The 19989-nt window shown below is 69.9% G+C and carries 14 protein-coding genes; 3 read left to right on the forward strand and 11 right to left on the reverse strand.

What is annotated here, in order from left to right; translation table 11 throughout:
- The first annotated feature begins 116 nt into the window (after nt 1-116).
- Nucleotides 117-1949, forward strand: a complete 1833-nt coding sequence (locus tag ACIOEW_RS36710; RefSeq protein WP_401969494.1) for a protein kinase — start codon at nt 117-119, stop codon at nt 1947-1949.
- Nucleotides 1950-2196: 247 nt separating this feature from the next.
- On the opposite strand, the gene ACIOEW_RS36715 is transcribed toward ACIOEW_RS36710, so the two are convergent.
- From ACIOEW_RS36715 to ACIOEW_RS36755, 9 genes are all read right to left on the reverse strand, one after another.
- Nucleotides 2197-3309 (reverse strand): NlpC/P60 family protein, encoded by a 1113-nt coding sequence (locus ACIOEW_RS36715; RefSeq protein WP_401969496.1) that lies wholly within the window; start codon nt 3307-3309, stop codon nt 2197-2199.
- Complete coding sequence (locus tag ACIOEW_RS36720; protein ID WP_401969499.1) at nt 3306-5813, reverse strand: hypothetical protein; 2508 nt, start codon at nt 5811-5813, stop codon at nt 3306-3308. The genes ACIOEW_RS36715 and ACIOEW_RS36720 overlap by 4 nt, the downstream gene beginning before the upstream one ends.
- Nucleotides 5814-5917: 104 nt before the next feature.
- Entirely contained in the window at nt 5918-8503 is a 2586-nt protein-coding gene (locus tag ACIOEW_RS36725; RefSeq protein WP_401969501.1) for an ATP-binding protein, read from the reverse strand.
- A 5-nt stretch (nt 8504-8508) separates the two neighbouring features.
- Entirely contained in the window at nt 8509-9009 is a 501-nt protein-coding gene (locus tag ACIOEW_RS36730; RefSeq protein WP_401969504.1) for a hypothetical protein, read from the reverse strand.
- 286 nt (nt 9010-9295) lie between these two features.
- Entirely contained in the window at nt 9296-9610 is a 315-nt protein-coding gene (locus ACIOEW_RS36735) for a hypothetical protein (RefSeq protein WP_401969505.1), read from the reverse strand.
- On the reverse strand, nt 9607-10623 hold the full coding sequence (locus ACIOEW_RS36740; protein WP_401969508.1) for a conjugal transfer protein: 1017 nt from the start codon (nt 10621-10623) through the stop codon (nt 9607-9609). Before ACIOEW_RS36740 ends, ACIOEW_RS36735 begins: the two co-directional genes overlap by 4 nt.
- A complete protein-coding gene (locus ACIOEW_RS36745) occupies nt 10620-10868 on the reverse strand; it encodes a hypothetical protein (protein WP_401969510.1) in 249 nt (82 codons plus the stop codon). Before ACIOEW_RS36745 ends, ACIOEW_RS36740 begins: the two co-directional genes overlap by 4 nt.
- Nucleotides 10869-10984: 116 nt before the next feature.
- Nucleotides 10985-11821 (reverse strand): hypothetical protein, encoded by an 837-nt coding sequence (locus tag ACIOEW_RS36750; protein ID WP_401969511.1) that lies wholly within the window; start codon nt 11819-11821, stop codon nt 10985-10987.
- 333 nt (nt 11822-12154) lie between these two features.
- Complete coding sequence (locus ACIOEW_RS36755) at nt 12155-13126, reverse strand: transcriptional regulator (RefSeq protein ID WP_401969512.1); 972 nt, start codon at nt 13124-13126, stop codon at nt 12155-12157.
- 499 nt (nt 13127-13625) lie between these two features.
- On the opposite strand from ACIOEW_RS36755, the gene ACIOEW_RS36760 reads away from it, so the two are divergent.
- Both ACIOEW_RS36760 and ACIOEW_RS36765 read left to right on the forward strand, forming a co-directional pair.
- Nucleotides 13626-14093 (forward strand): glycine-rich domain-containing protein, encoded by a 468-nt coding sequence (locus ACIOEW_RS36760; RefSeq protein WP_401969514.1) that lies wholly within the window; start codon nt 13626-13628, stop codon nt 14091-14093.
- A 132-nt stretch (nt 14094-14225) separates the two neighbouring features.
- On the forward strand, nt 14226-14933 hold the full coding sequence (locus ACIOEW_RS36765) for a class I SAM-dependent methyltransferase (protein ID WP_401969516.1): 708 nt from the start codon (nt 14226-14228) through the stop codon (nt 14931-14933).
- A 149-nt stretch (nt 14934-15082) separates the two neighbouring features.
- On the opposite strand, the gene ACIOEW_RS36770 is transcribed toward ACIOEW_RS36765, so the two are convergent.
- Both ACIOEW_RS36770 and ACIOEW_RS36775 read right to left on the reverse strand, forming a co-directional pair.
- Nucleotides 15083-19084 (reverse strand): DUF3560 domain-containing protein, encoded by a 4002-nt coding sequence (locus ACIOEW_RS36770; protein WP_401969518.1) that lies wholly within the window; start codon nt 19082-19084, stop codon nt 15083-15085.
- Nucleotides 19085-19162: 78 nt separating this feature from the next.
- Nucleotides 19163-19384, reverse strand: coding sequence for a hypothetical protein (locus ACIOEW_RS36775; protein WP_401969521.1), 222 nt, complete (start codon nt 19382-19384; stop codon nt 19163-19165).
- Between the last annotated feature and the right edge of the window lie 605 nt (nt 19385-19989).

Genomic DNA, 19989 nt, shown 5'->3' on the forward strand with positions numbered 1-19989 from the left:
GCGACCTCGGCGTGCTGCTCCTCCGTATACCCAGGGCTGTCCGGCCTCGGTGATGGTTGGTGAGCCAGAGCTAGTCTTCGTCCACCGAAGTGACGTTCCAGTGGGAGCTACCTACCGTGCAGCCATTGCAAGAACAGGACCCCGACCGGGTCGATGACTACCGGCTCCTCGGCCGGCTTGGGGAAGGCGGTATGGGGGTGGTCTACCTGGCCCGGTCCCCGCGGGGCCGGATGGTGGCGGTGAAGACCATCCGGGCCGAGCTGGCGGCGGTCCCGGACTTCCGGCGCCGGTTCGCCAAGGAGACCGCTGTGGCTCGGCAGGTCGGCGGAGAGTGGACGGCCGCTGTGCTGGCCGCCAACCCGGACGCGGCACTGCCCTGGGTGGCCACGGAGTACGTCGCCGGGCCGACCCTGCAACAAGTGGTGGCAGAGCAGCACGGGCCGCTGCCGGAGCACTCGGTGCGTGGCCTGGCCTCCGGGTTGTGCCGGGCGTTGGGTGACATCCATGTTGCCGGGCTGATCCACCGTGACCTGAAGCCGTCGAACGTCATGGTGACCATCGACGGGCCGAAGGTGATTGACTTCGGCATCGCCCGTACCTTGGACGCCACTGCTGGTGGCCTCACCAGCACCGGGGTGGTGATCGGCTCGCCCGGCTTCATGTCACCGGAGCAGATCCGCGGCGAGAGACTGACCGAGGCGAGTGACATCTTCTCGCTCGGCGCGGTGCTGGCCTACGCCGCATCCGGGCGGCTCCCGTTCGACGTGGCGGAGGGACAGGTACACGCTCTGATGTACCGGGTGGTGCACGAGCCGCCGGACCTCACCGGTGTGCCCGATCCGCTACGGGAGTTGACCGCGGCTTGCCTGGCCAAGGATCCGGCGGATCGGCCGACTCTGACCGAGTTGCGGGAACAGCAGGAGACGCAGTACCGCTCGCTGGGGTCCTGGCTGCCGCTGGAGGTGCTGACACGGCTCGGGCAGGAAGCCGTCCAGCTTCTCGGCCAGGAGGACCCGCACACCCGGCGGACTTCGGTCGCGGGCGCCGCGCTTGTCGTGGACCCTGCGGCCGAGGCGATAGCCGAGCGCCCGACCAAGCAGTTGTACCCGCCCGCCGTCGTCAACCAGGCGCAGCAGGCAGCCCGGCGTGAACAGGCCGGGCGGCAGGCCCAGCAGTTCCGGCTGGCCGACGAACGCCGCCGCGCACGCGGCGAGAGGGGCCCGGCCGACGGGTATCGGGCCGCCGTCTACTGGTTCCTCGCCCTCTCCGCCCTGGTCTCCGTGCTCACGGCTGTCCACCAGGTCGTTGTCGCCACCGACCAGAGCCACGTGTATGACGACCCGATCTACAGGGACCTGGACATGTGGAAGGACATCGCGACCGGGACCGGCTTCCACAGCAGCAGCGACGCACTCAACGCCCTGTTTACCGCGCAGCTTCTCTTCGGCGTAGGGCTGTTGGTGAGCTGGCTTCTCTGGTCCGCCCGCGTGCGTGCTGTCGCCGAGCAGTTTGCTCCCGGCCGGCTGCGATACCGCCCGTCCATGGCGGTGGTGGGATGGTTCATCCCCGTCGTGAATCTCTTCCTTCCCAAGCAGATCGCCAACGACGTCTGGCATGCCTCCAGCCCATCCGGCCAGGGCGACGCCACAGCATCGGCCCGTCTGCTGCAATCCTGGTGGGCTGTCTGCCTGGTCACCCTGATGACCTGGCCGCTCTTGCTGTCTCCGTGGACCGGGTTCATTGAGTTGGTGAGTTTCGAATCGAAGGAGGAGATTGCCGTCGCAGGTCAGAGCGAGACGGTCTGCTGCGGTTATGACTTCCGGTATGAGTTCGAGCCGGAGACCTGGCTGATTCTGGCCTTGCATGTCCTGGTGGTGCCGGCAGCGATGGTCGCCGCTCGCTACGTCCGCGAGCTGACCGCCATGCAGGCGGCCAAAGTCGACGGCTGACCGCGGGAGCCTGTCCGATCGTTGATCTTGTAGCGGGTCAAGGTGAGTTGGCGGAATTGGCGTGGAGGCGTATAGAGCCCCTGCTGCCGAAGTTGGCGCCCCTTGTACTAGCGGTAATCCCGCACCGGCAGTTTGCCACCACCTCGACCACCAGCCTGCGACGGAGTGGACCATGGTGCGGTGATGAGCACTGAAGTGGAACCCAGATCACTGAGAATCCGACAGATCTAATGCGGTCCTACACTCGTCATAGGACGCGTCGTACGTCCCAGTCGTACTTGGCCCAGTAGCCGGCCGTGGGGGTGGTCTCTACGGTCTTGCCTGGTCTTGGTGCGTGGATCATGGTGTTGTTGCCGGCGTAGAGGCCGACGTGTCCCCAGTTCCCGTCGTTGTTGATGACGATGAGGTCGCCGGGCTGGATGTCGGAGCGGGGGATGTGGGTGCCGGAGGTCCTCATCTGCTGGGAGGTGCGGGGGAGCGTGATTCCCGCGCCCTGGTGGAAGGCGTAGAGCATGAGGCCCGAGCAGTCGTAACCACCTTTGGTGGGGCCGGTGGTGCTGCCGCCGCCCCAGACGTAGGGGGTTCTTCGTTCGGCGAGGGCGGCGTTGATGACGGCGCCGGCCCGGCCGGTCGCGGTCGTTGGCGTGCCTGCTCCGGTGGCGGGGATTTGGTCGTAGTCGGTGATGTGCCTGGTGACGTCGTTCACGTATGTGTCGGAGTGGTTGTAGCGGTAGACGGCTTTGCGTAGCTGGTCGGGCCGGGACAGATCGGTGGTCCCGGTGCCGCACAGGTACACCGCGGTGCCGAGCGCGGCGTCGAAGGCGTTGTGAGGGTTCTTGACGCTGTCGTTGTTGCCGTCCTGTCCGTTGGGTCCGTTCCAGGTGGAGGGCAGGAACTGCATCGGGCCGACTGCCCGGTCGTAGGCGGTGTCACCGTCGAGGAGTCCCCGGTCGGTGTCTGAGAAGCTGCTGGTGTTCCCGCCGATTCCTAAGCCGTCGAGCCGGACGCCGAGGATGCGCGGGGTGATGTCGCCGTTGGCGGCGATGGTGCGGCCCGCTGCGTGGTTGGACTCGACCTTGCCTATGCCGGCGATGACGGACCAGCGCATGCCGGTGCACTTCGGCCGCACCGTGCGGGTACCGGCAGCGGCGGCTGTGTAGGCGGACAGCATCACCGGGTCGATGCCGTCCACTGCTCCCGGGGCACCGCCGGCACCCGTGGCACCGGATGGGTGGTCGTCTTCGTGGCCGGTGGCCCCGTTGGCGACAGCGGAGATGAACAGGATCAGGAGGCCGAGCACGGTCACTGCCGGGACGAGGCAGCCGGCGGAGCCGAGCAGCATTTTGTGCGTGTTGTTCATGGTCGGCCCGGGCGGCGAGGTGCCCGCCGGGGGCGGGGCGTGGGCGGCGGCGTGGGGGTGGGCGGGGTAGTGGTGGTGTTGGCCTGGCGGATGCGGTGCAGGCGTTGCTGGAGGAGTGCCTGCGCGGTGCTGGCGGGCGGCTGTGCGCCACGGGGCGGGGCCGGGCGGCGCCGGCGGACCGGTGCGATCACGGGGGCTGGTGGTGGGGTGGGGCGAGGAACAGGCGTGCGGCGGGGCGTGGTCGGCCGAGTCTGCGGCCGGTTGGGGGGCCGAGGCGGGGTGTACCTGCCGAGACCCGGCTGCCCGCGGACGATTCGGCCGAGGGACCGCATGTTGTGCCAGCCCTCCCCGCCGAGCTGCAGAGCGGGCTGGACGTAGCTTCGGTTCAGAGCCTGGGTGTTCTGCTGGACGCTCTGTACGGCGCTGGATACCCGGCCGGCTGCCTGTCCGGGCAGAGCGGTCGCGGCGGCGCCAACCCTGCGGGCGGCCCGCGGACCGTACACCGGCAGTCCGACGGTGGCTTTGAGGCCGAGAACCCCGGCCTTCGCGGTGCCCTTGGCGCCCGCTTGGACGGTACGGCCGGTGAGTTTCGTCAGCCCTGCGACGGCGCGGCCGCCGCCGCAGGCGAGCCGGCCGCCGAGGCTCGCTGTGAGCCGGGTGGATCCCATCCGGCCGGCGCCGCCGAGGACGGCGCCGGTGCCGCCGGTGGCGGCTGCGGCACCGAGCATCAGTCCGCCGAGTAGCAGCCCTTTGCCGAGGCTTGTGCGGCGCGGCGGGGTGACGGAGGCGGGGGAGACTTCACCACCGAGCGGGCTGTTGCCCAGGCGGTGGCGTGTGCGGGCGACGATTCCGCGGGTGGAGCGGGCGAGCTTCTTGCGGTAGATGAACGCGGCGACGCATACACCGTCCAGCACGATGAACCGCACCGTGACTCCGCCGGGCAGGTCGCTCTCCCGCGTGTTCAGCACGGTGTTGACGAGGACGATGAAGACGGACAGTGCGACGACGCAGGCGAGCATCAGTGCCAGGGCGCGGGCGATGGCGGCGGCCCGGTCCCACAGCCAGGCCCGGCCGGGGCCCGGCAGGATTCCGGCCGCAAGGGCCACCTTCGCGATCATCGCCTCGATGGCGATCTGTACCTGGGCGAAGAGGAATCCGCAGTCCAGGACGATGATGAAAGCGCAGGTGAGGAAGGCGGCCAGGAGCATGAACAGGGCGCCGCCGACCTTGTCCATAGACGCCTTCTTCAAAGCGCCGGCCTGCGGGACGCAGGACTTCTCGAATGCCTTGATGGGCCCGGATGCCTGGATCTGCTCCCGAATCTGGTCGGCGGTCAGATCGACGGCGGTGCCGACCAGCCAGTCGTTCACCTTGTCGGGCAGCGGAACCCCGAAGGTGAGGGGCAGGTGCTTGAGTACGGACTTTGCCTGCTCTTTCGGGCCGTTGAACTTCTCGTCGATCATCTGGTCGAACACAGCCTGCTGGATCCGAGAGTCGCGAAACTGTTTCCCACAGGCCCCGTCGAAGGTCCGCCCGTACGACAGGAGCATCGCCGGCCGGGCCACGAACGCGTCGACCAGCGCGTCGGTGATGGGCCGGGCAAGCGCGCTCGGCGCGGAGCGGACCTGCGCCCCCACACTCCCGCCGGCCGGCTTCTTCTCCCACTCGTTGTCGGTCGTCGGCCGGTTCGTGTCGATGGCTTCCTTGTCCAGGACCAGCGCGGCGGTTTCTACAGCCAGGGACCGTACGGTGCCCACGATTCCGGTGTCCTTGCTGAGCAGGAGCTGTGGGGGAGAGGCGAGTGCGCCGAGCGCGAGCGCGGAGATGACCAGGGCGGCGGCCATCTCGCCCCAGCCGCGGACCCGGTTCCCGAACAGCAGATGCCACGACGCGACGACCATCGTGAACGTCAGGAACAAGGTCGGCAGCCCCAACTGCACGATGACCCCTCCATACAGCGAGGAGGACACCTGCAGTGCCGGTTTCAGCATGAGCCCGGCCAGGGAGAACGACAGACTCCAGGAGATGAGGAAGCACGCGAAGCTGACGAGCCACTTGTTCCCGAGAAACATCATCTCGACGAGGAACCCCTCGACGCTCAGGTCCCAGTCGTTCCAGTCCCCGGTGTCGGCGTAAATGCGGTACGAGCTGACCGGGTTCCCGTCGCGGTCGGTCACCTCGAACGCGGACAGTACCCCGCCCTGCGCGGCCCGGTCCTTCTTGTACTTCTCGACCTTCTTGTCGAACTCGGACCGGGCGGCCTTCTCCTGCTTCTTGGCCTCCTTCTTCGCGTCCTTGATCAGAGGGGAGTCCTCCGGCGGGGCCGAGGCGCCCGGCTGAGGGACGAGCGGGCTCGGCTTGAGCGGGTTGTCCGGGCCGGGCAGCGTCGGGCCCACCGAAGGCGTCGGAGCCGGCGTGGGCGTCGGGGCGGCGGTGGCCGACACGGTGGCCAGTACCAGCGACGTCAGGCACGACAGCGCCAGCAGCACCAGGCCGGCAACCATGCTGCGCCCGGGGCGCAGCCATCGCCGTGCCCCCCGCCATGCACGTACCCACCGGCCACGGCGCGGTGATGTCGGTGTTCCCGCCCGGGCGGCGGCCCGCCGGCTCATGCCGCGGTGCTTGTCATGGGCTGGGAGTGGATGTGAGCGACGGCCTGTTCGTCGGCGGGCAGCGATACCCGCATCGCGCCGATCCGGCCGGTCAGATCGCGGTGGAGGCACTCACCGGCCCGTGCCGCTCGTTCCTCTTCGTTCAGATCGGGGCTGTTGGGGGAGAGCCCGGTCGTGACGAGCGCCAGGAGGTCCTCGTCGTCCGGGTTGCATCCCAGGAAGGCCAGCGCCCGGCGGGCGAGGTTGGTGTCGGTGTGCCGGAAGACGAACTTGCGGGGGATCAGGCCGCGCAGGATCTGCCCGTCCTCGGTATCGGCCGAGCCGATGTCCTCGTCGTCATGCGCACCGAACAGGGCGCCGGCGCCGTGCTTACGGCCGTCCCGCACCAGCTCCAGCGCCAGGGCGAGGCCTTCGGGGCTGGACGTCAGCCACCAGCACTCGTCCCACACGACGAGCGCGAACTCGTCCAGGTCCGCGTACACGATCTTCCGGCACAGGGCAGCGATCAGGTACATCACCGCGCGCCCGAAGACCTTCTCGAACTCCAGCTTGTCCAGCCGGCCGCTGTTCAGTTCGCTCTTGGTGGGCAAGGTGAGCGAGGACACCGAGAAAACCAGCGCATCAGCCGACGAACCACGAACCACAGGCAGGGACTCGTCGAACACGGACCGGGCCAGGTCCTTGCGCCGCACCGCGGACAAGCGGCGCGCCGCCATCGCCGAATGCGGGTCCCCGGACGCGCCGCGGTTGGTGAGCTCCTCGACCAGGACCCGCATCGAGGGATGCGGCTCGGACAGCACCGCCTCGACCGCCTCGGACAGGGCGATGCCCTCATCACTCATCGGCGCCAGCCCCAACAGCAGAGTCAGAAACGACTCGGTGAACCGCTGCGCCTCCCGCCCTTTGAATGTGCGCAGCGGGTCGAGGGAGACGGTGGCGTGGTCGTCGATGGTGATGCACTCGGTCTCACCCGGGCACGCCTGGGCGTAGCGCAGCCACTCCTGACGCGGGGTGCGGTCCACGATCACCACCCGGCCGCGCTTGGACCCGCCGCGCGTGCGGCGCCCTGCGGCGAGCACGGAGTACACCGCGGATTTCATCGCGGTCGTCTTGCCGGCGCCGAGCTCCCCGATGAACGCCGCGGTCGCCGAGGTGTTCTCCCTCGGGCCGCGCTCCCAGTCCGTCAGCACCGGCCTGACCCCGCCCCCGGCCAGCTGCAGACCGAACAACGGACCCGTGCTGTCGCCGAGCCCCTGGCCCGAGAAGGGGCCGGCCATCGCGAAGTCCTTGGCCACCAGATACTGCGCGTACTGAGCCATCACCTGCGGGGTCCGGGTGCCCGGGAGCATCCCGTACCAGAGGTTCTCCTGCTCGCCGCGCGGCGAGACGAAGGAGTACTCGTTGCCGCCGAAGTGCCCGGTGATCTCACCGGCCCGCCGCTCGGCCTCCTCAGGAGTACCGCCCCAGACACACAAGGTGGTCATGGCCCGGACCTCGACCTCGGTCCGCGACGCGGTCAGCCGCTCGCGGAACTCCTCCAGCCCGCCCACCGCCTTGTCCACGGTGGCCGGGACACCGGTCCCAGTGTTCTCGTTGTGCAGCTCGTTGTACTGATTGGCCAGCTCGTTGGCCTGACGCCGCGTCTTGGCCTCCGCCTCGGCACCGGAGGAAACGTGCAGACGCACCACCCAGTCCACCGGGAAGGAGAACGCGTCCAGCGACGTCAGGTACTCCGACCCGGGGAACGCGAACGCCTCGGGCATCTCGGACAGCGCCAGCATCACCTGATACGACGGCCCCCACTCCGTCGTCGCCTCCAGCCACCGCCGCGCGAACGGATTGCCCCGCACCCTCTTCCCACGGCGCGCACGACCCCGGCCGGGACCAACCTCCGCGCCCGCGCCCGCATCCAGTTCCTCCAGTAGATTCCCGCCTTCGGCGAGCACCACCTGGCCGAGCGCCGCCGCCCCCCGGCCCCGTCCCCGCATCCGAGGACCCGCCCCCTCCGGCAGCGCCGGCTCCAGCACACCGCGACGCGCACTGTGCCCGTAAATCCACAGCACCTCGGCCGTCGTTGCCTCACGCAAGGCAATGCCCGCCGGCCACACCGACGCCATCCGCTGCGCCTGCGCCAGGCGCTCGTCCTCCTCCTGCGCGGACACCGGACGCGGCAGCAACCCCAGCTGCAGAGCCACATCCGCCCGCGCCGCCGCGAAAACCTCCCGCACCGACTCACCCCGCCCCATCGGCAGCGGAACCGCCAGCCAGTCCGTGCGCCCCGTCAACTCCAGCTGCTCCCGCAGCACGTTGGTGGCCTGCCGGTAGCGGGGAGAGGTCACCATGTCGATCCCCGCCGTCATCTTCGCGACCACTCCCGCCGGATCAACGGCCGGGCACAGACTCAGCAGCATCGACTCACCCTTGAGCGCCTTGACCAGCGCCTCCAACTGCCCCAGCCGCTGCTCCTTCGCCCGCCGCGAAGCATGCGCAGCATCCGCCCCCGCCACCCGGTACACCGCCCACACCTGACCGTGCACGGTCCACATCACATTCCCGGCCACATGCCGGATCGGCATCCGCATCGCAGTCACACCCCTCGCTGTGCTTGTTGCGCTTCGCTCATACCGGACCGGCTGTCGCTGCGACGAGCAGCGACCAGAGCCGCGGCGACCGACACCGGCCGCCTCCCCGCCCCGGCCGAAGGGACGCTGCCCGGCTGCCTGAAGCACGCCGAACCGGTCGGCCGAGAAGGCTTCGCCACCCGGGCCGGGCCTTCCGAGCGGCGGGGGACCTCCGGCCGTGACGGCCCCGGTACCCACGACAGGGAGCAGACGCCGATCACCTGATGACGGGCCCGCAGGCCCCGCAGCGGGCGCCCTCCCAGCCGGCCCGCGGCCGGTCTCGTCAACAGCCCGATCCCGCTTGCGGCGACCGCGAGCGGGCTACGACCGTCGACCTGCACATGACGCACCAGCAGAGACAGCCCATAGGGCAGCCCCAACGCGATGACGAAGTTGAACAGCCCGAACCGCGCCCACACACCACGGGTCAGCACCAGCGCCGCCAGGCTGACGGCCAGCACCACCACCTGCGCCACCGTGTACGGACCACCCCAGATCCGCCCTCGGCCGCCCGGCCACTTCCCGATCATCAGCGGATGACGCCGTGCCCGCGTATACGAGCGACCGACCAGCAACTCCGCTGCCGGCGACGCCGAGCCAGTGCCGCTCACCGCAGCCCACCGACCATCTGCCACAGCGATACAGCGCAGACGAACACCGCACCCGAGCACAGCAGCGACCGGACCTTGGCCCAGGCGTACGACACTGCGAATCGAGCGAAGAAAAATGCGGCGCAGCCCGCAACGAGTTCGTTCACCGCAGGTCACCCGGTTCCGGATCGACGACCTGGACCACGACTCGGTCCGCACCGGCGGTCTTGGCCGCCCCTGTCGGAGCGATGTCCACTCCGATGCTGTCGCGAAACGCCGGGGCATTCATCACCGCGAACCACAGAGCAACAGCACCGACGAAGGCCATCCCGGCGGCGATCACGGAGTTGGTCTTGACCCAGGTACGCACCACTGCCAAGGCGCACAGGAAGGCCATCACCGTCCCGGCCAGGATCCCCGTTCCCTTCGCGGTGAGGGCGTCGAGATCATCGAGCACGGCCAACGTCACATACGTCATTGCGAGGTCTCCTTCTTCTCGGCCGGAGCCTGTGACTTGCTCAGCACCGGGTTTCCGTCCACGGATGCGATCTCCCAGCGTCCGTCCCGCGCGGTGATCGTGATGGCGTACGCAAGCGGCCGCTTCTGCCCACCCGCATCGGACGCGGCGACATCGACAAGGAGCTCCCTGCGCGAACCGTCCACAACAGGAGCGGCCTGCTGATCGGCGCTGCCCGGGTCGTTCGTGCCGACCTCGGCGAGCTGCGCCACCTCAACCTGGATGTACGGCGCAGGCGACACCGCAGCCACCGCCGTACCGGGGGACAGATAGCGATCCAACTGGCCGCTGCCCGCGAGATACGCGGCGAAGAACCCGGTGAGCGTCTGCGCGGCCGGATCAGAACCGCGAACCGGAACAACCTGCCCGTACGCCAGCGACGGAGCATCACCGGCCACCGGCGCGCCCACCTCGGCCGGGAGGGCGGCCGCCGCCAGGGCGCCACCCGTCCCGGTCCGGACCGGGACCTGGAAGTACCGCAGCACAGGCCCGGCCTGTACCTCGCCCGGCTCCGCCTTCTTCTTCCCGACCGGGACCACCCGGGCGGCCACGGTCACCGACCAGTACCCGGGGGAGACGAGCCGCACCCGCACAGCCGCGAGCTCCTGAGCCCGCTGCACTCCCGGATCAGCCGTCAGGCTCACATCACGAGCATTCGGCAGGAACGGCGCCAGAGAATCCTCGGTCCCCTGCCCAGCCGCGAGGTACGCGCTCACGAACAACTCGGCGAACCCAACCGGCCCCGCCGGCTGCCCGGCCACAGGCTGCTCCTGACGCACCGGAGCCGCGGACACCGTCACGGCGGGCCGAGACACGAGCGCCCACACGGCCAGAACCGGCCCGGCCACCATCAACACCCAGGCAGCGCGACGAAGCACCGTCACCGTGTTCGCCGCAGCACCCAGAGAACCCAGCGCCCAGCCACCCGCCTCGGCCGGCAGCACATCCTCCGAGTACTCCTTGCGGCGCCTCACAGCTGCTCCTGCCGAACCCGCGAAGCTGCCCTGTCGCGCACCTCTTTCGGCAGTGCGACCCAGCGGGCGAACGCCGACTGCGCCGTCGCCGCCTCCTCATCGAGATAGGCGCGCATGCAAGCCGCTGTCTGCTCCGCGAACGGGGCCACCTCCAACTGCACCGCCAGATCGCGCAGCCGACGGTGCGCTCGCATCAGCAGCGCAATGTCCGCACCGTCCTCCGCGACAAGCATCGGATCCGTCATGTCCCGTCCACCCCTTCCAAGCCCGGGTGCAGCAGCAGTTCCGCCACACACCTGACCCAAGGAGCGGCCAGGGGCCAGATGTGACAGCCGCAGCGGAGAAGTTTCAGGAATCTTCATCACGCCGCCTGCACCCACTGATCCGCGACCGCCCGCAGCTGCCGCACGGTCCGGCTGCGCCGCTGGCGCCACGCAACCGCGGACACACCGGCCTGTTTCGCGCTCGCCTGGGCGCCGGCCCGGGATTCGCTCACGATCGCCCGAGCCCGTTCCGCATCCAGCCGTCCGGCGGCCACGGCCCACACCAGCAGCTCGACCAGCGCACCGTCCGCGACCTCACCGCCCCGCACCAGCCCGACCGCCACAGCCTGCTGTCCAAGGACCGTCTGCCAGGCCGCCGCCGCCGGATCGTCCGCCGCCATCAAATGACCGGCCACGACCGCCGAATCGGGGCCCGGGTGCCACGGCACCGCGTTCAGCTCGGCCGCCTCCGCCTTCAGCTCACGGCTCGCCAGATGCAGCGTCTCCAACAGGAGATTCGCCGCCACACCGCCCTTTCGCCCCAGCGGATACCGCCGCACCACCTGATACAAGCAAGCGGCGACCACCTGCCCGACCTCGTCGAAATCCCGGCCGGCCCGCAGCCGCTGCGTCAACCGCACCGCACCCGGCACCATCGCCTGCACCACCACCCGCGCCGCAAGCAACGCTCCGGCACCCTCACCAGCAGCCCGCTCCAGGAGCACCCGCAGCCAACGGTCGCTGTGCTCACGCCCCTGCGCCCGGTCCCGGCGCCCCAACTCGGCCAGCACATCCTCCAGCCCGCCCGCCGCGCACTCGCCGACCAGTACCCCGCCCTCCTGCAGCCAGCCCAGCACCGTCCCGGCACGCCCGGACTCGGCGCAGACCAGCGCCCACTCGGCATTCAGCGACTCAAAGACCCGTGTTCCATTCACGACAACTCCCGTTCAGGTGATGTCGTGAATGCTGCTCAGCGCCCCTGACCCGATTGCTGACCCAAACCCTCGAATGTGCAGGTCAGAGGGTTGCCCAAATGCCGACCCACTCAGAACGCAGTAACAGACGCTGACCCGCCATCGAGGGACGCGGACGGCCAGGGATTTAGCGCATGTGGGTCACCGTGCGGGTGCTGTGCCGACGGCTTCCGGTGAGGACCTCGGCCCGCGGCCGGACTGTTCCGTGCCGGTGGCGCCATGCGAGGTATCGGTCTGAGCAGCGAGATGCCACCCACCTTCCTGAAGCGAGAGGGGGTGTTTGCTGACGGGGCGTTACGGCCGTGCGACGCTCCTAGCGAGTGCACGCACGCCCGCCGTGTGCGGGTGCCGTGACGAGAGCACGGTGACGATCTCCTGAATCGCGGGCCGGTCGCGTACCTCGCCTGGGCAAACCCGCAGAGCAGCGAGCAGCTCCCGCGCGGTTTCCGCGGGCTTGCCCCACTGCCACCAGGCCCGCGCCAGGTCGGTATGCATCCGGCCGCGGCGCTCGGCGGTCGGGAACTGCGAGGCACGAAGTCCCTTGCCCGACTGCAAGGCTGCCCCGGAGTCTCCGAGCGCCCAGTGAACACCCACCGCGTACAGGTCGACAGCGGCCGGTGTCAGCGGGAACAGTCGGCCCCGCGGGGGCTGTTCGGGGAGGCTGCGGGCGGCGCGGCGGGCCTCTTCGACCATGGCCAGGGCCTGTGTCCGGTCGCCTGCGCGGGCGGCGGTGTAGGACGTGGTGCACAGCATCTGTGCGTAGGCGGCTCGCTGCGGCGCGGTGGCGAGGCCGGTGGACTCGACCCCGGCGGCGGCCTGAAGGATCAGGCGCTGAGCGGCGGCGGGCTGGTCCTGGTGCCGCAGCACGATGGACAGTTCCCGGGCGGCGGCCGCGGTCGCGAGTGGTGATCCGGACAGCTCTGCGTATGTCGTGGCCCGGTCGGCTGTGAGCCTGGCCCGGCCGTGCCGCCCAAGTTTGATCAGGACCTGCGAGGCCAGCGCATAGCAGGACGACAAGCGCGCGTGGTCGAGGTCCTGACGCGACCGGGCCGCCTCGTGAGCATCGCCCAGCAGCTCCGGTAGCAGGCCGAGGAGGGCCGCATGCCGCCCCGCGTCGAAGAGGGCCCGCGCGTTGGCGAGGCGGCCGTCGAGCGGCGCCTGTGTGCCGGACGGAACGAGCGGACCGGCCAGGGCCTCATCTACGGCGAGGAGCAGGGTTGCGGGTACTGCCGCCCCGGCGGTGGCGAGCAGTGTGCGGCGGCGCAATGGGTCCTCCTCGGGTCGCGGACCGGCCGACGCAACTCTAGTGGCGGGAGGGGCGGATAGGCCCAGAGCTGCCGATAGGACATTTGACGGCATACCAACCGCCGATGCTGCCTGCCTGATCAGCCGGAGCTCGGCACGGCCGCCGCGTGATTCCAGCCGGGAGACGGTGGACGCCGAGCACCCGAGCCACGACCCCTAAGTCGCCCTGCCGCCAGCCTCGCGACTCCCGGCCCAGCCGGATCAGCCCGCCGGCGTCATGACGGGCCAGCAGGTCCCGCACCTGCGCGGAGTGCCATACAGGGTCCGAGTGCATGCCCGCCTCCTGACCATGGTCCGGGGCCGTCCCCCACGGTAGAGCGGCAGGAGAGCCCCGTATACGCCGTGTGCAGGATCTGCAATCCGCGTGCATGCAAAGGGAGTTGGAGGCATCCCGGCGGTCTCCGGTGCTGTCCTGTCAACGGAGCCCCCGCCCCAGGGGGCCAGCCGAAAGGGGAGCACGATGACCATCGTTCTGGAACGCCCCGCCCGCACCGCCGGCCCCGACTCGACGCCGAGGGACCCGCGCACCTTCGTCCCCGCCGAGCAGTGGACCAAGCTGACAGGGCTGCTGATGCGCGACTACCCGTTCGACTCCGTCATGGCAGAGCGGGTGCTCGGCCAGGCCATCGCCTACCTGATCACCGCCATGGAGCACCGCGGCCAGGGGCTCGGCCTCGGGCCAGGCCGCATCATCGACATCGGCGTACACACCATGATCCTTGACACCGTGGCGTACATGGAGTTCTGCGAGCGCCACAACGGGGGTACCTACCTGCACCACGTGCCCTTGGTCGAGATGAAGGTCGACGGCTCGGTGTCGCGGACCGCCGACTTCATCGCCCGTGCCGGTTTCGCCGTCGACCGCCCCTTGTGGGCCGCCGATTCCACGAAGTGCACCCCGTGCCGCCCCGGTGAGGACGGACACTGACGACCCGTACGAAGCAGCAGCGCGGCCCTCACCCGCCGGTGGGGGCCGTTGCCATACCCGCGGGGCGGACCCGTTGAGGTGAATCGGAACGAGACCCGACGCCGATCATGACCCCCGGGCCAGGATGGGCCGGTGAATCCGTCCTCACCCACCCCAGCAGCCCCCGCCGACCTCTGGCAGCACTACGGCGCCCCCACGCCCGCGGGCACCCCCCGCAGCGTCGATGCCCGGATGTACTGGGACTGGTACCAGCGCACCGGACCCGGCGCCGAGATCCTCGGCGACGTCGCCGGACGCACCGTCACCGAGATCGGGGCAGGCGCAGGCCGCCAGGCCGCCCACGTCGCCGGGCGCACGGCCGCGGCCCGGGTGCTGGCCATCGACAGCTCACCCACCCAGCACACCAAGGCCCGCGCCCTGTACGGACACGTCCCGGGAGTCGAGTTCATCGAGGCCGACGCAGCGGACTACCTGCACCGCCACCCCCGCAGCACAGACGTCCTCTACTCGCTGTTCGGCGCCGTCGACTTCACCGACCCCCGCACGGTGCTCCCCGCCGCCGCCTCAGCACTCCGGCCGGGCGGACGGCTTGTGTTCTCCACCCTGGCCCACTACCGCAACGGGGCACCGCCAGAGACCGACTGCCGCCCCGCGGACATCCCCACCCGCACCGGCACCATGCAGCGATGGGTCCTGGACGCGACCGTGTGGGAAAAACTCCTCGGCGAGGCCGGATTCGAGGCCTGCCAGACGGAGACCCTGCACGACCCCGGCGACGACACCTCACCCTCCATGGCCACGCTGGTCATCTGCGCGAGCATGCCACCCGGAACCCGCTGAACCACCACAAGGGTGTCCGGATGCGGGTCTACCACGGTTGCTCAGCAGGTTGCCTGACAGGTTGCCTGACAGGTTGCTTGACGAGTTGCTTGACGGGTTGCCAAGGACGAATTCGCTGAACCGTTCCACTGCAGGTCAGCGGCTATGGGTCAGCGGGAGCCGCCGCCGACACCTCTTCCCCCCTTGGGGAAGAGCATCTCTTCCCTTCCCCTCTCCCGGGGCCGGGACGTCGGCTGGCTCCGAGGCGGCGCCCGCTCCCGGGCCGCCTCGGGCTCGGCCCCGGCCCCGGCCTCGGCCCCGGCCCCGGCCTCGGCCTCGGGCTCGGGCTCGGGCTCGGGCTCGGCCCCGGCCTCGGGCTCGGGCTCGGCCCCGGCCTCGGGCTCGGGCTCGGCCCCGGCCTCGGGCTCGGGCTCGGGCTCGGGCTCGGGCTCGGCCCCGGCCCCGGCCCCGGCCACACCGGGGCCGGGGAGCGCCGGCTCTTGTGCCGACGGTTCGTCTTCCTGCCCCGGGTCGGTGATGGTCCCGTCGTCCCGCGTCCTCGAAATCACCTGGTCGTACAGGGCCTTGTGGTCGTCGATTGTGTTTGCGTTCCGCAGCGTGAGGGACTTCGCGTTTGCGCGCACTACTAGATACGTACAGGTGTAAGTGGAGGTCTTACGCTTGCGTACCTCGACGATGTCGCCAGGGTTGAAGTCGGCGCGCTCCCAAGGGCGAGAGCGGCCGTGGACGGTCTTGGCGAGTTCAGCTTCCTGCCGCGCCCCGCGGGCGAGCCCCTCCGCCCGCCTTGCTGCCTCGGCCGCCTCCATCGCGCGGCGGGTCGCAGCGTCCCCGCGCGCGCGGTCCCGCAGCGCGCCCCGCGCGGAGTGGTGACCCATCAGGATCGGCTGACCGCCCGCAAACCGGCCGTAGTGTGCCGAGGCGCCGTCCTGGAGAGCCTCGGCCTGCCGCCGCGCCTCGGCCGCCTGGACCTCCGCTTCCTCGGCACGGCGCAGAGCTTGCCGGACCGCCCCTGTTTCGCTAGCCCCGTCCTCGGCAAGCCGTGTGGGAAGCGCTGCCGGGCGGGGAGCCTCGACATCCGGCACCGCGCCGCCGTCGCCCTCCCACCCGTCGACGCTGCCGGGGTCGGACACTCCCGCAGGCGCCGACGCGCTCGCACCCGTCGGCGCACCGGCCGTCGCGATCTCCCCCGCATCCGCGCTCTGACCGATCGTGGTCAGCACCCGCGACAACTCGGCCGCGCCGTCCAGACGCAGACCAGCCACGACCGCACCCGACCGGTGCGCGTCGTACATCCCTGCCGTCCACACTGCGACGATCTCGCCGGCCACCGGTCCGGCCGTCCGCGCGAGCACACCGGCCGCACGCACGATGACGACCCCGGACCCCTGCCGCTCCATCGCAACCGTCCACCCGTTCGCCGAGGCAGTTTCGGCCACCCAGACAGCCGCGCGCGGCAACCACACCCCGGGCGCCGCCTCTACCTCAGCGCACACCCCATCGGCATCCAGAATGGCGAGCGCTGCGCCATCCAACGGCTTACCCGCCGCCGGAATACGGGGAGCCTTCCAAGGCTGCACCAGCGGACGCGACGCGCGGGCAACGGCCTGCTTGAACTCTGTACCGAGGCCGCGCCCGTGCTTGGGCTTGCTGGGAACGTCCGTCGACTTCAACCGCCGTCCGGCATCCTTCGCAGCAACCGCACCGGACAGAACTTCAGCGAACCGCGCGTCCGCCTCCGTCACGATGTCCGCCCCCGCGGGCAGTGCAAGCGCGACGACCGTACGACCGTCCGTCGACACCCAGCGGGACCGAACGTCACCCTCTCCGGAGAACAACCGAGCCGTCCGCGCGCGCATCGCCGCCATGTCCGCTGCGCTGCGCTCGGCGTCCCGCGTCCAGCGCTCCGCCTCCCAGCGTGCCCGGTCGGCATCCTTCGCCGCGGACACTGCGACGGATGCCGCATGGGCCGACCAATCCCGCGCGTCTGCGACGTCGACACCCAACACGTTGCATCCGTCGTGCACGTCCACGAACAGCGCGCGCATGTCGACCGCCCACGCGTTCCGCTCCCGCGCAATCACGTCCAGCCGCACCGCCTCTGCCTCCACCCGTGCGATGCACTCGGCCACCGGCACGACTCGCGCCGTTACCGGTACGCTCCACCGCGCCGCCCCCGCCGGCTGCTGCGCATCCTGCGTACCGAACGGGGCGCCCGGGGCCGGCGCCCCGACCACCACCGGACCGGACTCCGGACCCCGGGGAGGCTCCACCCCAACACACGCGCCGCCGTCAGACTCCCACCCGTCGACCGCGCCCGGATCGGACGGCGCAGCGTCCGCCGCCACCGACACAACCGCCGCCACGTCCGGCACACGCACCCCCACAACCGCCGCACCCTCGACCAGCCATGCCGCAGCGCTGCGCACCCGATCGGCGTACTGCGGCAGCAACTCCCACCAACACGCCGTAGCACCGCGCCGGACACGCTCGCACTCAGCCGCGTTCCGGGCCGCGTCCGCCGCCGCGTCCTCTACAGTTTCCTGCGCATCATCCGGCATGAAGACATCCACGGTGCGCAGCGCACGGAATGCCGCCACCGCGCGGGCGGCATCGGTGCGGACCGCGTCGAGGGCACGCACCCCCGCAGCCTCGGCCGCCGCGTACTCCGCCTCACGCTGCGCCATGATGAGCGCGTTCCGGTCGTGAATTTCGCCGTACGCCACGACGTTCGCCGGATGCTCCGCGATCACGTACGAGCGCACCGCGCGGGCAACGTCACCCCAGCTGCCGACCACATCACCGGTAGGCAGGCTGACCGTCCACCCGGTGCCGTCAAAGTCCAGACGCGCGCCGAACTCAACTCCCGCAGCGTGAACGGTCGACAGAAGAGCCGACCGCCGCCATTCCCCCTCGTACCGCTCGAATCGCTCGCGCACCTCGACGCACTGCGGGAACCGTGAAACGTAGTCCTCGGCCTCGGCCACAGTCGCCCAACCTTCAAGCACCGCTGCGCGCTCGTGCGTCCGACCGTTCTCCCAACCCGCACGCCTCGACGGACGGACACGGGCCGTGGACGGCGCCTCGGCAACCACCACGCACGTGGCGACGTCCATAGGCTCGGCGCACCGCTCGACGACGTCCGTCGGCCCTTCCAGGGCGCGCGTAACCAGTTCCTCGGCCTCGTCCCACGCACCACAGAGCATCATCTGACCGGCCGCGTGCAGGTCCTCATCATCGGACATGATCAGTTCACCGATCCGGACCGCCTCGGCATTGACCGTGCGCGCCACACCGGACCCATACCGCGCGAGCATCGCGCACATGACCTCTCGGCACGCGCAGCGCCACTCATCGCACGCCATGCACTCGAAATCCGCCGATACCCGCGCGCACTCGGCCGCGTTCTTCGCAGCCTCGGCCGCGTCCTCGGCATCCCCCAACACCTCGCGCGCCGCTTCAACGTTGTCCGTCGCCGACTCGTACGCGCCATCGGCCTCGGTCTCATACAGGGCACCTGAAGCACTCTCAGCAGCCTTACGGCACTCCGTACGGGCACGCTGCGCGCGCTGGAAAGCCTTCTTGCACTCCTTAGCCGACTCGACCGCATCGGCCGCCGCGTCCTCGGCATCGGCCGCCGCGTCCTCGGCATCGGCACGGGTGAGCGCGTACTCGGCAGCCTCGGCCGCGCACTCCGCCGCACCCTGCGAACCCTCGGCCGCCGCCTTGTACTTGCGCGCGCATCCGAGTGCGTCCATGGACTTCTGACCGGCCTTGACCGCGTCCAGCGCGTTGCGAGCGGCATTCGATCCGCCCTCGGCCTCGGCCACCGTGCGTGCCTCGATGGCACCGGCGGAAACCTTGACCGCGGCGACCGTCTGCGCACCGGACGCCCCGTCAATGGCGGACCGGTAGAAAGCGAGCGTCTCGCGGTAACCGTGTGTGTTCTTCCCCCACTTGCCACCGACCCAGGTGTACCGACCCGTACGGGAGTCGTGAACGGTGCTGAGAATCAGCGTCCACGCGGCGCCGCTCCGCTCGACCATGGCGCCCCATCCACGGGCAGTGGCGGTAGCGGCGAGCGCTCCCAGGTGCCGGGGTGCGCCGTTCGCGAGAGCCTCGGTAACGGGCATCGGCTGCGCGCTCACGGTCATCTGAGGGTCCTTCCAGTCAGTCTCGCCAGGTTGGTTCCGTGCGAGTGATCCGAGAACCACAGTAGTCAACTTGCAGTGTCACTGCAAGTACCACTGTAAGTATCGCTGCAAGCAGTTGTGAAACTTTGAGTCGGGATAGTGCGCGGCCGACACGTAGTTGAGGAGTTCGGCCATCGCGCGCTCCGAGTGGCTCGGCTCGCTGACGAGAACCTGGTCCGCGACGTCGGCGTCCGGGGAGGCCGGCTCCTTCTCGTAGCCGGGGTGGTGGCCTGCCCTGAAGCGGAGTTCGAAGGTGGCCATCGCGAAATTTGCGTGGCACGACCGGGAAGCTTCCGTTCTGTGGCTGGGAAATTCTAGGCCGCGCAGTTCTGCATTCCACCGGAAGTTATTCGGCCGGGGTACGGGTGGTGCATCCAGGAACCCAAACGCTACACAACGCATACCTATGATGCATCACCCTCGTTACGCGGTTCGTGCTCTCGGGTGACGCACCAACGGATTCTGCCTCACTATTGCGTGTTGACGTGTATGCTGTCGGGGTATTAATGAACGCGAGCGGCTGGTTACAAAGGGTAGGAGGAGGGTCAGGGTGGAGCGCAGCGGAACCCGTCACTGCGGTGGGGGCCGGCGCCCGATCGGCCCGATGGTCCGTCATCCTCGTTGCGGGGGTGGTGGCTGGGATTCCCAAGCCCTACACAGGCTCGCGCGTGATGCACCTCCCCCTGTAGCCAGCTCCGGTGATCGCGCTTGCGCGGTCGCCTCCAATTCGCGCAAGCGCGAATTGCATTCCGTTCGGAATTCCGTTTACGGAATTCCATTCCGGCGCTTGCGCCGGAATCCGAATTGCGCTTGCGCAATTCGGCGCTCTATGCCCCGGCTTGCCGGGGCATATCCCGCTCCGCGGG

The organism is Streptomyces sp. NPDC087901, assembly GCF_044742205.1.
GTDB lineage: Bacteria > Actinomycetota > Actinomycetes > Streptomycetales > Streptomycetaceae > Streptomyces.

Bases quoted from the DNA above. Each gene is read 5' to 3' on its own strand.
- ACIOEW_RS36715 (WP_401969496.1), bottom strand. From the start codon at position 3,309: ATGAACAACACGCACAAAATGCTGCTCGGCTCCGCCGGCTGCCTCGTC.
- ACIOEW_RS36720 (WP_401969499.1), bottom strand. From the start codon at position 5,813: ATGGTTGCCGGCCTGGTGCTGCTGGCGCTGTCGTGCCTGACGTCGCTG.
- ACIOEW_RS36725 (WP_401969501.1), bottom strand. From the start codon at position 8,503: ATGCGGATGCCGATCCGGCATGTGGCCGGGAATGTGATGTGGACCGTG.
- ACIOEW_RS36735 (WP_401969505.1), bottom strand. From the start codon at position 9,610: ATGACGTATGTGACGTTGGCCGTGCTCGATGATCTCGACGCCCTCACC.
- ACIOEW_RS36745 (WP_401969510.1), bottom strand. From the start codon at position 10,868: ATGACGGATCCGATGCTTGTCGCGGAGGACGGTGCGGACATTGCGCTG.
- ACIOEW_RS36760 (WP_401969514.1), top strand. From the start codon at position 13,626: ATGACCATCGTTCTGGAACGCCCCGCCCGCACCGCCGGCCCCGACTCG.
- ACIOEW_RS36770 (WP_401969518.1), bottom strand. From the start codon at position 19,084: ATGACCGTGAGCGCGCAGCCGATGCCCGTTACCGAGGCTCTCGCGAAC.
- ACIOEW_RS36775 (WP_401969521.1), bottom strand. From the start codon at position 19,384: ATGGCCACCTTCGAACTCCGCTTCAGGGCAGGCCACCACCCCGGCTAC.